The sequence below is a fragment of the Spirillospora sp. NPDC049024 genome, assembly GCF_040649235.1.
Classification (GTDB): Bacteria; Actinomycetota; Actinomycetes; order Streptosporangiales; family Streptosporangiaceae; genus Spirillospora.
In genome coordinates this window covers 440,560-453,824 of record NZ_JBEZFD010000003.1, presented here as the reverse complement: position 1 = coordinate 453,824, position 13,265 = coordinate 440,560, and the positions used below count along the sequence as shown (strand labels likewise).

Below are 13,265 nucleotides of genomic sequence, written 5' to 3'. Positions count from 1 at the left end.
GAAATTGGTATGAACGTAGCAATCAGGTACGCAGCAGGCAGCGACATCGGGTGCAACCGGGAGAACAACGAGGACTCCGGGTACGCCGGTGCGCGGTTGATCGCGGTCGCGGACGGCATGGGCGGCTATGCGGGCGGCGAGGTCGCGAGCTCGACCGTCATCGGCTCCCTGCGCTCGCTGGACACCGATGCCCATAAAGACGATCTTGTCGACATGCTGGGCCGCGCCGTGGCCGAGGCCAACGAGAAGTTGCGCATCGTCCGGGAGGAACGCCCCGACCTGAGCCGGATGGGCACCACGCTCACCGCCATGCTCTGGTCCGGCGAGTCCGTCGCGCTGGCGCACGTCGGAGACTCGCGCGGCTATCTGCTGCGCGACGGCGAGCTCTTCCAGATGACGCAGGACCACACAATGGACGAGCTGCTCAAGGCGGAGGCCGAGCAGGCCGGCCAGGTGGCCGACCCCGCCGAGACGTCCCGGCTCTCGCACGTGCTGTACCGGGTGCTGGACGGCCGCGACGACCGCGAGCCCGACCTGCGCCTGCGCGAGGCCCGCCTGGGCGACCGCTACCTCCTGTGCTCGGACGGCCTGAGCGGCCCGGTCGACGCGCAGAAGATCTACGAGGTGCTGTCCGCCGAGGCCGACCCGCAGCGCGCCGTCGACCGGCTGATCGAGCAGGCCCGCGAGAACGGCGGTCCCGACAACATCACCGCCGTCATCGCCGACGTCGTCGAGGCCGAGCACCTCTCCGGCGCCGAGGGCCCCGTCGTCGTCGGCGCCGCCGCCCAGGCCTGACCCCCGCCCCGGCCCTGCTCCCGGGCCGGACGGTCGGACCGGCCCGGACGCCGCGTGCCTTCGTCATGTCCCGGGCCGGACAGGGCGGCGTCGACGAGCGTTCCCCCCTCCGCGATGCCGCACGGGATGCTCGGCTTCCCCTCCGCCCCCGCACATCCCCGGCCGCCTACGGATCGCGGGCTCGCCACGTTCACCGAGCGCCGGAATCGGACGATTCATTCATGCTCTAACGCGAAAGAGTGCCCATATAGCTGGCGATTTGTCCTACTCTTGCCCGAGAGGTGGTGTCGCCTAGCGATGAGTAACGGTCCCGTAGCGGATCGTTGCCAGGACTTGACCCACCATAGGGTGCACCCGATATACGGGTCACTCACCTGTATGTCATCGAGGCGGAGGATTCGTTGGGGGGAGCGCCCGGGGCGGCGTCCGCCGGGGTACCGCAAGGTGCGCTCGGGAGGATCGTCAGCCGGACCCTCACCGCAGCGCGGCACAGACCCCTGGGTGTGGTGCTGCGCGTCGCGGCGATGGCCGTAGCGGCCGTCGGCGCGTCATGGATCCATCGCGTGAACGACCCCGGCGTGCTCTGTCCCCTGCGGGCGCTCACCGGAATCCCGTGTCCCCTGTGCGGGGGCACGACCGTGTTCATCGAGTTCGGCTCGGGCCGCCCCGGCCACGCCGTGCTCGCGAACCCGGTCGCGCTCACCGGCGCCGTCGCCGTCGCCACCGCACCGCTGGGACTGGGTGAACGGTGGTGGGCACTCCAGCCGAAGACCCGTGCCTGGATGCTCGGCACCGCCCTCGTGGGGTCGGAGCTGTGGCAGCTCGTCCGGTTCGGTGTTCTGCGGGTTTGAGCCGCGGTCGGTCCTCGGTCAGACTTGCGGAGCCCACCGGGTCCGGCGGGCGTCACATAACCACAGGGTCAATCTATAAGGAGCAAGTGTGGGCAACCCCTACGACCCGTACGGTCAGCAGCCGGGCTACGGGCAGCAACAGCCCGGGTACGGCCAGCAGCCCCCGGCCCAGCCCGGTTACGGCCAGCCCGGCGGGCAGCCCGGCTACGGCCAGCAGCCTCCGGCGCAGCCCGGGTACGGCCAGCAGCCCCCGGCCCAGCCGGGCTACGGCCAGCCCCCGGCGCAGCCCGGCTACGGCCAGCAGCCCCCGGCCCAGCCCGGTTACGGTGCGCCCTCGGCGCCGTCCCAGCCGGGTTACGAGGTGCACCACCACCACTACGGCTCGACCGGCCAGCTCGCCGAGTGGGGCTCGCGCGCCGGCGGCTACATCATCGACTACCTGATCTTCGCCGGTCCGGTGTTCGTGCTGTACATCCTGATGATCGTCCTCAGCAGCTCCGGCAGCAGCGGCGCGGCGCTGTTCGGGCTCCTGCTCATGCTGATCGGCGCGGCCATCTCCATCGCGGGCGGCCTGTGGATCTGCTACCAGGAGGGCACCACCGGCCAGTCCATCGGCAAGCGCCAGATGGGCATCCGCCTCGTCAGCGCGCAGACCGGCCAGCCCATCGGCTTCGGCATGGCGTTCGTGCGCAAGCTCGCGCACATCGCCGACGGCGCCGTGTGCTACCTCGGCTACCTCTGGCCGCTGTGGGACGAGCGCAAGCAGACCTTCGCCGACAAGATCTGCAACACCATCGTGGTCCGCGCCTGACCCACGACCCACGAGAGCGGGGCGCCCCACCGGGGCGCCCCGCTTCGCGTTGCAGGGACCGCTCCGCTAGCGCTCCGCTCCAGAAACCGGTTGTTTCACTGTGGGGGGCGACCCCCCACACCCCCCGGCAAGAGCGGGTCCGATCCGGTTCCCTGCGCTCCGCTAGCGCTCCGCTCCGGAAACCGGTCGTTTCACTGTGGGGGGCGACCCCCCACACCCCCCGGCAAGAGCGGGTCCGATCCGGTTCCCTCCGCTCCGCTAGCGCTCCGCTCCAGAAACCGGATCGAACGCACTATTACAAGCCGCCACCAGGGCGCGGCGGACCGCGCCGTCCAGCAGGCGGAGGGCCTCGTCGCGGCGCCTCATCTGGTCGGCGCTGAGGCCGCGGTCGTCCATCTGCCTGGCGAGGTCGACGACGAGGGAGAGGCGGCCGGCGAGAGCGGCGACGCGGTGGGCGCGGGGCGGGTAGCCGGGGGCCAGCGGATGGTCGCCGCGGTCGGGGTCGCGCAGGTCGACCAGCGCGTCCGCGATCTCGGGCGGCACGCCGGCGAAGTCGTCGACGGCCAGCAGCGCCTCGGTGGCGTCCCGCATGGCGAGGGTGAGCCGGTGGTCGGCCTCCGCCAGGGACGGGACGTCGGGCGGGGCCGCCGACGCGTCGTGCGTCGTCCAGCGGACGCCGACGTAGGACGAGCCGCGCCGGTCCACCGAGGGGACGAGCCCCATCGCCCGCCCGTCGAGGACGGCGACGACGGCGGCGCCCGCATCGATCGCCGCGCGGTTGAAGGACGGCGGCCCGGTCAGCCCCAGCGGGTCGCCCGGTTCCGGCAGCGCCAGCCGCAGCGCAGCGAGCCCGCCGACGCGCAGGTCGCCGAGGCCGCGCCGCAGCGTCACCTCGGCGGGCTCGCCACCGACGATCTGCGGGCCCGCGCTCTTCTCGATCTCGTCGACCGCCTCGTCCAGGCCGACGTGCCCCGTCAGCCAGGCATTGCCCCAGGCGACGAGGGCGATCGCGACGGCCCTGCTCATACGTCCGTGCTCATTCTCGGTCTCGTGCGTTCCGTAATGGGCATGCGATCCACGATAAGCGCTCAGATCGCCGGTGCCACCGCACGTAAGGGACCTCTCGCGTTGCGGGCGGGTACCGGAGGCGGACTCCGGGTGCGCTCCCGGGGGCCACGGACGCCCCGAATCGCATAGGTTCTTTCCTGCAAGCGGGAGCACGGACCACCGGATTGGGGACGAAGGCGCGCGATGGCAGGCGAGGTACTTCAACTCCGCGGAGTCGGGGTCAGGCGCGGCGCGGCCGCCCTTCTGCAGGACGTCACGTGGACGGTGAACGAGGGCGACCGGTGGGTCATCGTCGGTCCGAACGGCGCGGGCAAGACCACGTTGCTGCAGGTCGCCGCCGCGATGCTGCATCCCACCGAGGGCAGCGTCGAGATCCTGGAGGAGGAGCTCGGCCGCACCGACGTGTTCGAGCTCCGTCCCCGCATCGGCCTCGCCAGCTCCTCCCTCGCGGAGAAGGTCCCGGCCGGTGAGACGGTCCTCGACCTCGTGCTGACCGCCTCGTACGCGATCCTCGGCCGCTGGCGGGAGGAGTACGACTCCACCGACCTCGACCGGGCGGTGGCACTGCTCGACGCCCTCGGCTGCGCCGACCTGATCCGCCGCACGTTCAGCACGCTGTCGGAGGGCGAGCGCAAGCGGGTCCAGATCGCCCGCGCGCTGATGCCCGATCCCGAGCTGCTGCTGCTGGACGAGCCCGCCGCCGGTCTCGACCTCGGCGGCCGCGAGGACCTCGTCGCCCGCCTCGCCGCCCTCGCCGACGACCCTGCCGCGCCCGCCATGGCGATGGTCACCCACCATGTGGAGGAGGTCCCGGAGGGCTTCACCCACGCGCTGCTCCTGCGCGGCGGCGGGATCGTCGCGCAGGGCAAGGTGGACGAGGTCTTCACCCCCGAGCATCTGTCGGAGACCTTCGGGCTTCCGCTCGCCATCGACCGCCAGAACGGCCGCTGGTACGCCCGCTCGGCCCGCTGAATCGGGTCAGCACGCCACATAACACCCCCCGACCGGTGGGGCTCCGCGGCGGGTTCCCTACGATGTGCGCACCGTCGGGAACTCGGAGCAAGGGGATGGGGCGGACGTGAATCTGCTGGACGCGGTCGCCGTCTTCGCGGCCGGTGTGGCCGCCGGAGGCATCAACACCGTCGTCGGGTCCGGCTCCCTGATCACCTTCCCGACCCTGGTCGCGCTCGGCTACCCGCCCGTGGTCGCGAACATCTCCAACAACATCGGGCTCGTCCCGGGCGGCGTGACGGGCGCCTACGGCTACCGCCACGAGCTGAAGGGGCAGCGCGGCCGGCTGACGCGGCTCGCCACCGGCTCCTTCATCGGGGCGGTGATCGGCGGCCTGCTCCTGCTGGGCCTGCCTCCCGAGGCGTTCAACGTCATCGTCGTCGCGCTGATCATCATCGCGCTGGTGCTCGTGGTCGTGCAGCCGCGCCTGCAGAAGTGGATGCTGCGGCGCCGCGAGGGTGAGCACCGCCCCCACGGGGGCCCGGCGCTGTGGGTCGGCGTGCTCCTCGCGGGCATGTACGGCGGCTACTTCGGCGCCGCGCAGGGCATCATCCTCATCGCCCTCCTCGGCATCATGCTGGACGACGACCTCCAGCGCCTGAACGCGGGCAAGAACGTCCTGTCGGCCGTCGTGAACGGCACCGCCGCGATCCTGTTCACGCTCATGTGGCTGCTCGGCCGCGCCGAGATCAACTGGTGGGTCGTCCTGCTCATCGCCGCCGGGTCCACCTGCGGAGGCATGATCGGGGCCTCGGTCGGCCGCCGCATCCCGCCGTTGGCGCTGCGCGCCGTCATCGTCGTCGTGGGCGTCGTCGCGATCGTCAATCTTCTCGCCTGACCAGGGGTTTCGCCCTGTTTGTAACGGTTGCCGACCTGATGTTCCGGGTATAAGTCGAATATACGTTCGACTACCGGAGGTTCGCGCGGATGAAGGGCGACAGGGTCGAGATCGTGATCGACGCCGGGGGCGAGGGGACGCGGACGTACGAGGTCGCGGCGAGCCGGGCGGGGCGCCGCGTGGAGGTCGCGACGCGGCGCGGCGTCGTGGAGGTCAGCGAGGTCACCCGGACGGGCACGCCCGTCCGCACGGCCCGCTTCATGGCGAGCCGGGTGCTGGCCCTGGTGGAGCACCCCGTGGCCACCGACGGCGCCGAGCCCCCCGGCTGACCGCGGACCGGCGGCCGCCGGGCACTGCCCGGTCCCGGCGCCGCCGGCCCCCCGGTCAGGAGTTGCGCCGGGTCTCCGGAGCGGCGTTCCGCGGGCCGGGGATCAGGGTCGCGTAGACGATGACGTTGTCCAGGTAGTGCCCCCGCTTGCGGTCGAACTTCCCGCCGCAGGTGATCAGGCGCAGTTCCGGCCCGGCCTGCTGTCCGTAGACGCTGTCGGCGGGGAACCTGTCCTTGTCGACGCGCTGGATCCGGTCGATGCGGAAGGCAGGTGACGTGCCGTCCCCGCGGACGACCTCGATCCTGCGGCCCGGACGGAGTGCTCCGAGGCTGTAGAAGGCGCCGGGGCCGGTCTTGGAGTCGACGTGGCCGACGAGCACGCTGTTGCCGTCCTCGCCCGGCGTCGGGCCCTCCTTCCACCAGCCCACCTCCCGGACGCGGCTGAGCGGCGGCACGCCGAGCGTCCCGTCCCGCTCGGTGGCGACGGGACGGATCGGCGCGTCGACCTTGATGGACGGTATTTTGATCCGTTTCGGAATCGACCGCGGAAAGGCGATGGCGGGTGTCGGCTCCGCGCTTCTGGGGCCGGGCAGTACGAGATCCGAGGACGGCGGTTGCGGCGGCGGACCGGCGTGGTCGCGCACCAGTCCGACGACGAACATCGCGGTCCCCGTCGCGATGAGCGCGGCGGCCAGCCGATACGGGGTCCGGCTCGGCCGGCCGTCGCGCCTTCTCCTGTCCATGGGCTCAGGAAACGCCCTTCACCTGGCGGCGACGGGTGACGACGGCGATGCCGCCGCCCAGGGCGAGGACTCCGGCGCCGGCGCCGGCCAGCATCGGGAAGCCCGCCATCGAGGTGCCGCCGCCACCGGCGCGGACCCCGCCCACCGGGTGGCCCGACCGGAGGTACTTGCTGGAGACCCACTTGCCGATCCAGGCCTGCGGGACGCCGCCGTACAGCCGGACCCAGCCGTTCTTGCTCTTGCAGTCCGCGTTGACGCGGGTGCCGTACTTCAGGGTGCCGACCTGCGGGTACTTCACGCCCGGGCCGGTGCGGACCGCCAGGCCGTGCTTGGCGACGGCGGTGTACCCGCAGCCGAGCGGCTTGAGGTAGGTCCGGGAGACCCACTTGCCGATCCAGGCCGACGGGACGCCGCCGCGCAGCTGGGTCCAGCCGCTGTTCTTGCAGTCCGCGGTGATGTGGGCGCCGTACTTCAGGGTGCCGACCTGGTGGAACTTCACGCCCGGGCCCATGCGGACCGCCAGGCCGTGCTTGGCGGTGACCGCGTACCGGCAGGCCGGGAGCGGGGCGGCCGCCTGGTTCACGGTGGTCGCCGCCTCGGTGGTGTGCGCGGTGGCCGCGCCGGCGACCGCGCCGCCGGACAGCAGCGTCAGTCCGCTCGCCGCACCGGCCACGGCGAGTGCCATGCCGGTTCGCGTGCTCGTCCTCATACTTCCCCCCACGAAATGATCTTCGATGCCGGAGGTGTCCGGCATGGTTTCCTTGATCACGCTTCCCGAGGGGAATTCCACGCATGTCGTCCAGGTCGCAAACATTGGGTTTAGTGATCAGTGCCCACCGTGAAGGCTTTGTCGCAGAACGGCCAATTGCAATCTTCATACCGCTGGCGAAAGCCACATAGTGGACAACTATTCCCCCTCTTAAGGGGTCAATATGGGAAAACCAGATGATCTCCCCAGCGTTCGGACATGCGGCCGCAAGCCCGGAAGGCGGCGGGGCCGTGTGAGGCGCGCGTGCGGGCATGCGCGAAGGCGCCCGCGCGCCTGCGCGAGCGCCTTACGCGGGAGAGGTCAGGTCGGGCGGACCTGGAGGGTGCCCTCCTCGGTCACGCGGGTCTCGAAGGACGGCTGGCGGGCCGTGGCCGGGCCGTGGACGACGGAGCCGTCCGCCACGCGGAACGTGCTGCCGTGCCACGGGCACACGACGCAGGCGTCGGCCTCGTCGTCGGTGAGGATGCGGCCCTGGTGGAGCGGTCCGGCGAGGTGGCTGCAGCGGTCGGCGAGGACGTGCACCTCCTCGCCCCGACGCAGCACGAACAGGTCGATGTAGCCGAGGCGCCGGGAGACGGGCCACCCGTCCGGGAGGTCCTCGACGGCGCACAGGTCGTGCCATCCGAGGGGGACCAGGTGGGCGAGCTGGTCGGCGTGGCTGGCGCCGGCGGCCTGCCGGAACGCCAGGTGCCCGCCGAGGTAGGCGCCCGCGACGAGGGCGCCGAGGCCCGCGAAGCCGAACGCGCGCCCGGCGGCGTCCCGGCCCTGGTAGCGGGCCACGAACGACGCCGAGTACAGCATGCTCGCGGTGGCCGTACCGGCGGCGTGGACGAGCCCGACGCGCTGCTGCTCGCGGTGCAGGGCGGACCAGTCGGCGATGCCGGTGAGGACGGTCGGGACCGCGCCGGCGAGCCCGGCGGCGACCAGCACCTGCGAGGCGCGCCGCGTGCCGGGCATGAGGTCCAGCACGGCGGCCGACATCCACAGCCCGATGGGCAGGTCGGTGAGCGGCGGATGGGCGGGGTGGCCGACCGGGACGCCGTGCAGGGCGTCCTTGAGCGGCCCTGGACGCAGGACCCGCCGCACGGCCCCGGAGATCGTCCGGATGGGGCGGTCCAGGGCGCGGGCGTGCTCCAGCCCCTCGGTCGCGTCGGCCAGCCGCGCGGTCGCCTGGGGGCTCGTCCCACGCCGGAAGATGTTGACCCGTCGGTTCATGCCCCTCCTCCGCGGTCCTGATGGGACGCCTGTTGCGACCCTAGTCTCCCGCGTTCCTCCGCGGCCAGTCATACCTACCTGGTGCCGGGAGGGGCTAAACAACGGCTCAGCGCGCCGCCTCCAGGGTGACGGGGACTCCGTTGAGGACCGCGTTGCCCGAGAGCGGGTCGATCTCCTGCTCGTCGGTGACCGCGTTGACGTTCACTCCCGCGTGCCGGCTCGCCACCCGCGTCCTCGTCCCGGGGCGGTCGTGGCCCCATCCGTGCGGCAGGCTGACCACCCCGGCCATGATCGTGTCGGTGGGCTCGGCGACGGCCTCCACCGCGCCCGCCCGGGACGTCACGCGGACGGTGTCGCCCGCGGCGACGCCGAGCCGCTCGGCGTCGGCGGGGTTGAGCTGGAGGGTGCAGGTGTTGGAGCCGCGCACCAGCTCGGGGACGTTGTGCAGCCAGCTGTTGTTGGACCGCAGGTGGCGGCGCCCGATCAGGACCGTCCCGCCGGACGTCCCCGGGTCGCGCAGGGCGGAGCGCAGGCGGTCGACGTCGGCGGCGCACGTGGACGGGCACAGCTCGATCCGGCCGGACGTGGTGCACAGGACCTCGTCCAGGCGCGGCTTGAGCGCGCCGAGGTCGAGGCCGTGCGGGTGCTCGGTGCGCAGCCGCGTGAGCGTGAGGCCGGTGGGCTCGGCGCCGAACCCGTCGCCGTAGGGGCCGAGGCGGAGCATCATGTCGAGCCGCTGCTCGGTGAGGGTGCCGGTGTCGAGCATCTTGCGCAGCTCGTCGGGCTCGCGGCCGTGCACCGGGGAACCGGGGATCGCGACGGCCTTCGCCAGCGTCGACTTGATGATCATCTCGTCGAGCAGGGCGGGGTCGCCGTCCGTGCCGGAGGCGGCCATGGCGAGCCGAGCGAGGAGCTCGGCCTCGCTGGGCCGCCCGTCCGGCAGCGGGACGACCGGCGGCGAGTAGCGCGCGTAGTCGCGGACGGCGAGCCCGGTCAGCGCGATGTCGTAGTGCGGGGTCTGCGCGGGGCGCGGCGGCGGCAGCACCACGTGGGCGTGCCGCGTCGTCTCGTTCAGGTAGGGGTCGATGCTGACCATGAACTCCAGGCCGGCGAGCGCGCGGTCGAGCCGGGCCGCGTTCGGCGCCGACAGGGCCGGGTTGCCGCCGATCGTGATCAGCGCCCTGACCTGCCCCTCGCCGGGCGTCTCGATCTCGTCCGCGAGCGTCGCGACGGGCAGCTCGCCGTTGACCTCGGGCAGTCCGCGCACGCGGCTGCGCCACCGCGCGGTCGTGAACGGCTTCTTGCGCCGGTACACCGGCGCGTGGGCGGGCCGCGGGAACATCGCGCCGCCCGGCCGGTCGAGGTTCCCGGTGAGGACGTTCAGGACGTCCACGAGCCAGCTGTTCAGCGTCCCGTAGGCCTGCGTGCACGTCCCGATGCGGCCGTAGACGGCGGCGCGGTCGGCGGCGGCCAGCTCGCGCGCCGTCCTGCGGATCACCGCGGCCGGGACGCCGGTGGCGTCCGCGACGTCCTCGGGGGCGAAGTCGACGGCGAGGGCGCGCAGGTCGTCCAGGCCGTTGACGCGCCCGGCCAGGTGCTCGGCGGACCTGACCAGGTCCTCGGCGAACAGGGTGTGGACGAGCGCCATCAGGAAGAACGCGTCCGTCCCCGGGCGGATGAAGACGTGCTCGTCGGCGAGGGCGGCCGTCCGCGTCCGGCGCGGGTCGACCACGGTGATCTTGCCGCCGCGGGCCCGGATCGCCTTGAGCCGGCCCGGGAAGTCGGGCGCGGACGCGAGGCTGCCGTTCGACTCCAGCGGGTTCGCGCCCAGCATGAGCAGGTGCTCGGTGCGGTCGAGGTCGGGCACGGGGATCGCCAAAGGGTCGCCGAACATGTGCCCGCACGCCACGTGCTTCGGCATCTGGTCGGCGGTGCTCGCCGTGTAGAGGTTGCGGGTGCCGAGCGCCTTCACGACCGCGCTCCCGTACAGCGGCCCGGCGATCGAGTGGGCGGTCGGGTTGCCGATGTAGACGGCGACGGCGTCGCGCCCGTGCCGCGCGACGACCTCCGACAGCCCGCGCCTGACGGCCTCGAACGCTTCGTCCCACCCTGCGGTCTCCCCCGCCACGAGCGGCTCGGCCAGCCGGTCGGGGTCCCCGTCGAGGCTCCCGAGCGTCGCCCCCTTGGGGCAGATGAAGCCCTTGCTGAACGGGTCCTTCTCGTCCCCGCGGACACGCTTGACCGTCCCCGCCTCGTCGAGGGTCAGTTCGAGCCCGCACAGGGCTTCGCAGAGGGGGCAGGTGCGGAAGGCCGTGCGGTCGCCCATCGGGACACTCCTTGTGAACGGGACCGTCTCCCCATCATGACCCGCCCGTCCGCGCGGACGCCATGGCCGGGCATGGCCCATAAAGGCACAACGGAGTTACTTTGCCACAAAGCCCCATTTGCCAACCGCGGGCCCCCGGTTCGCCCGCCCCGGGACCGCCGGGCCGCTCACACCGCGTCCGGTGATCTTCTGGAGCCGCAGGCCGCCCGCGGTGTCACACGCCTTCCAACTCCGAGAACGCCACGTTCACCTTCATCCCCTCAGGCAGTTCGGTGCTGAGGACACGATGATGGACGGCGGCGAGCTGGTAGCTGCGGCCCGACCAGTCGAGCCGGTACTCCTCCACAACGCTGATCGCTTCGCTGGCGTCCAGGACGACGATGAGGTATACGGGGATGCGCTGTCCCGCGTATTCCGCCTTCTTGTCCTGGAAATCGCGCTGCCTGCTGTCCGCTCCCGCGATCTCCACGGTCGTGAAGACATTCGCGCTCGTCAGCCTTGCCGTTCCTTCCAGGCAGTACAGAACGCTGATGTCGGGGCGGCGCATGGTGAACCACTGCCCTTTGTCGGATCCATGAGCGTTCTGCTCGACGTAGAACATGTCGGTGTCCGGCAGCACATCGATGCACGGCCCGCCGCTCGGCCGGGCGTCCACGAGGGCGCGGGTGAGATTTCGCAGGATGCGCTGGTGCCTGGGCGACGGTGACGCACAGACGACGACGGCTCCGTCCACCACCTCGATCGACCTGCACACCTCCGCGGGCAGCGCCTCGTACTCCTCCTCGGTGACCAGGAGGCTGTAAGGGTCTGTCGCCCACGCGGGAAGGGGCATGATCATGCTCCTCGGTATGTGGTCCGGTACCTGGCCAGAGCCTATACGCGGCCGGGCCTGCGACGAGGGAGGACGCATGCGCGGGCGGAGGGGGAGCGGCCGGTGGGAGGTGGTCCGGCCGCTCCCCCCGGTGAGGGGGTGCCCCGAGGCCGGGCGTCCCCTCCGGTGGTGGTCAGTCGCCCTCGACGGCGGGACGGCACGCGGGGCACAGGCCCCGGAAAGTGACCTCGGCCGCCTCGATCCGGAAGCCGGTGCCGGCCGGCGGCTCCAGGCAGGGGGCGTGCGCCGCGGCGCGGTCGGCGTCCTCGGCCGCTCCGCAGCTCCGGCACACCAGGCGGCGGGTGTCGCCCACGCGGCCCTCCGGACGGGCCGGGCTCGCCACGGTCATCGGGTGCGGGGCCTCGGCGTCTCGGATGCGGTCATGCGGGTCAACCTATCCCCGTAAACAAGAACGGCTCAAGACAAAGACTCGTGCGTCTTTGTCAGGGCTCGGCGCGCTCGTGGCATGCTGGGCCGACCCGACGCGGAGGTCCATGGGGGGCCGGACGGAGGCGAGGCGATGGCCATGCGGGGGAAGACGGGCTTGCGGGGAACGGCGGTCCTGGTCGCGGCCGGGGTGGCGCTGGCCGCGGCGGCGTGCGGCGGATCCGACAAGTCCAAGGCGGAGGGCGCCACGCCCCCGGCGTCGCCGAAAGGCCAGGGGCAGGGCGGGGACGGGACGCGGCAGCCCAAGGCCGCCAAGCAGCCGATCCTGATCGCCTTCGGCGGCGACACGCACTTCGAGGGGTCGCTGCGGGGGCGGCTGGCCAACCCGTCCACCGCGCTCGGGCCGGTCGCCAAGCAGCTGCGCGCCGCGGACCTCGCCATGGTGAACCTGGAAACGGCGATCACGACGGGTGGTACGCCCGCGCCCGGCAAGCAGTTCACCTTCCGGGCGCCGGCCACCGCGTTCACGGCCCTGAAGGCGGCGGGCGTGGACGTGGCCTCCATGGCCAACAACCACGGCATGGACTACATGGAGGGCGGCCTGCGCGACTCCCTGGCCGCCATCAAGCGCAGCCGGTTCCCGGTGGTCGGCATCGGCAAGAACGCGGATGCCGCCTACCGCCCGTACCGCGTCACCGTGAAGGGCAACAGGATCGCCATCGTCGGCGCCACGCAGGTGCTGGACGACAACCTGATCCAGGCGTGGACGGCCACCGACGCCAAGGGCGGCCTCGCCTCCGCCAAGGACATCCCGCGCATGGTGAAGGCGGTGAAGGAGGCGCGCCAAGGATCGGACGTCGTCATCGTGCACCTGCACTGGGGCGCCGAGCTGAAGGGGTGCCCGCTGCCCCGGCAGCAGGAGCTCGCCAAGGCGCTCGTCGAGGCGGGTGCCGACGTGGTGGTCGGTGGACACGCGCACATCCCGCTGGGCGGCGGCTACATGAACGGCGCCTACGTCCACTACGGCATGGGCAACTTCGTGTTCTCCTCGGCGCGGGGCCAGACGGCGAAGTCGGGCGTGCTGTTCCTCAAGGTCGTGAACGGCAAGGTCACCAAGGACAAGTGGAGCCCCGCCCTCATCTCCGGCGGCATCCCCATCCCGATGAAGGGCGCCGCCGCCAAGGCGGAGGTCCAGCGCTGGAACGGCCTGCGTTCGTGCACCGGCCTTAGCGCGCGCCCTTCCTGAGGTAAC

At 72.2% G+C, this 13,265-nt stretch carries 14 protein-coding genes; 7 read left to right on the top strand and 7 right to left on the bottom strand.

Going from position 1 to position 13,265, the window contains the following annotated elements; genetic code table 11:
- Positions 1-9: 9 nt before the first annotated feature.
- From AB0C21_RS07685 to AB0C21_RS07675, 3 genes are all read left to right on the top strand, one after another.
- Complete coding sequence (locus AB0C21_RS07685; protein ID WP_500203239.1) at positions 10-795, top strand: PP2C family protein-serine/threonine phosphatase; 786 nt, start codon at positions 10-12, stop codon at positions 793-795.
- Positions 796-1,358: 563 nt separating this feature from the next.
- Entirely contained in the window at positions 1,359-1,646 is a 288-nt protein-coding gene (locus AB0C21_RS07680; protein WP_500203238.1) for a DUF2752 domain-containing protein, read from the top strand.
- A gap of 88 nt (positions 1,647-1,734) precedes the next feature.
- A complete protein-coding gene (locus tag AB0C21_RS07675; RefSeq protein WP_500203237.1) occupies positions 1,735-2,457 on the top strand; it encodes an RDD family protein in 723 nt (240 codons plus the stop codon).
- Positions 2,458-2,715: 258 nt separating this feature from the next.
- Here AB0C21_RS07675 and AB0C21_RS07670 read toward each other — a convergent pair whose 3' ends face one another.
- Complete coding sequence (locus tag AB0C21_RS07670; RefSeq protein ID WP_500203236.1) at positions 2,716-3,483, bottom strand: Rv1486c family protein; 768 nt, start codon at positions 3,481-3,483, stop codon at positions 2,716-2,718.
- 225 nt (positions 3,484-3,708) lie between these two features.
- Here AB0C21_RS07670 and AB0C21_RS07665 point away from each other — a divergent pair, with 225 nt between their 5' ends.
- From AB0C21_RS07665 to AB0C21_RS07655, 3 genes are all read left to right on the top strand, one after another.
- Complete coding sequence (locus tag AB0C21_RS07665; protein WP_149260109.1) at positions 3,709-4,497, top strand: ABC transporter ATP-binding protein; 789 nt, start codon at positions 3,709-3,711, stop codon at positions 4,495-4,497.
- Between the two features lie 106 nt (positions 4,498-4,603).
- The gene (locus AB0C21_RS07660) at positions 4,604-5,374 is read left to right on the top strand and encodes a sulfite exporter TauE/SafE family protein (RefSeq protein WP_500203235.1); all 771 of its coding nucleotides are present in this window, start codon (positions 4,604-4,606) and stop codon (positions 5,372-5,374) included.
- 89 nt (positions 5,375-5,463) lie between these two features.
- Complete coding sequence (locus AB0C21_RS07655; protein ID WP_149260107.1) at positions 5,464-5,703, top strand: DUF8836 family protein; 240 nt, start codon at positions 5,464-5,466, stop codon at positions 5,701-5,703.
- A gap of 55 nt (positions 5,704-5,758) precedes the next feature.
- Here AB0C21_RS07655 and AB0C21_RS07650 read toward each other — a convergent pair whose 3' ends face one another.
- The 6 genes from AB0C21_RS07650 to AB0C21_RS07625 all read right to left on the bottom strand — a co-directional run bounded on the left by AB0C21_RS07650 (position 5,759) and on the right by AB0C21_RS07625 (position 11,939).
- Positions 5,759-6,445, bottom strand: coding sequence for a class F sortase (locus AB0C21_RS07650; RefSeq protein WP_500203234.1), 687 nt, complete (start codon positions 6,443-6,445; stop codon positions 5,759-5,761).
- A gap of 4 nt (positions 6,446-6,449) precedes the next feature.
- On the bottom strand, positions 6,450-7,130 hold the full coding sequence (locus AB0C21_RS07645) for an SH3 domain-containing protein (protein WP_500203233.1): 681 nt from the start codon (positions 7,128-7,130) through the stop codon (positions 6,450-6,452).
- Between the two features lie 384 nt (positions 7,131-7,514).
- Entirely contained in the window at positions 7,515-8,429 is a 915-nt protein-coding gene (locus AB0C21_RS07640) for a Rieske (2Fe-2S) protein (RefSeq protein WP_149260104.1), read from the bottom strand.
- A 106-nt stretch (positions 8,430-8,535) separates the two neighbouring features.
- Positions 8,536-10,755, bottom strand: coding sequence for a molybdopterin oxidoreductase family protein (locus AB0C21_RS07635; protein WP_500203232.1), 2,220 nt, complete (start codon positions 10,753-10,755; stop codon positions 8,536-8,538).
- Between the two features lie 214 nt (positions 10,756-10,969).
- Positions 10,970-11,587, bottom strand: a complete 618-nt coding sequence (locus AB0C21_RS07630; RefSeq protein ID WP_500203231.1) for a Uma2 family endonuclease — start codon at positions 11,585-11,587, stop codon at positions 10,970-10,972.
- A 172-nt stretch (positions 11,588-11,759) separates the two neighbouring features.
- On the bottom strand, positions 11,760-11,939 hold the full coding sequence (locus tag AB0C21_RS07625) for a hypothetical protein (protein ID WP_500203230.1): 180 nt from the start codon (positions 11,937-11,939) through the stop codon (positions 11,760-11,762).
- 213 nt (positions 11,940-12,152) lie between these two features.
- On the opposite strand from AB0C21_RS07625, the gene AB0C21_RS07620 reads away from it, so the two are divergent.
- Positions 12,153-13,259: a CapA family protein gene (locus tag AB0C21_RS07620; protein ID WP_500203318.1), complete on the top strand. Its 1,107-nt coding sequence runs from the start codon at positions 12,153-12,155 to the stop codon at positions 13,257-13,259.
- Positions 13,260-13,265: the final 6 nt, after the last annotated feature.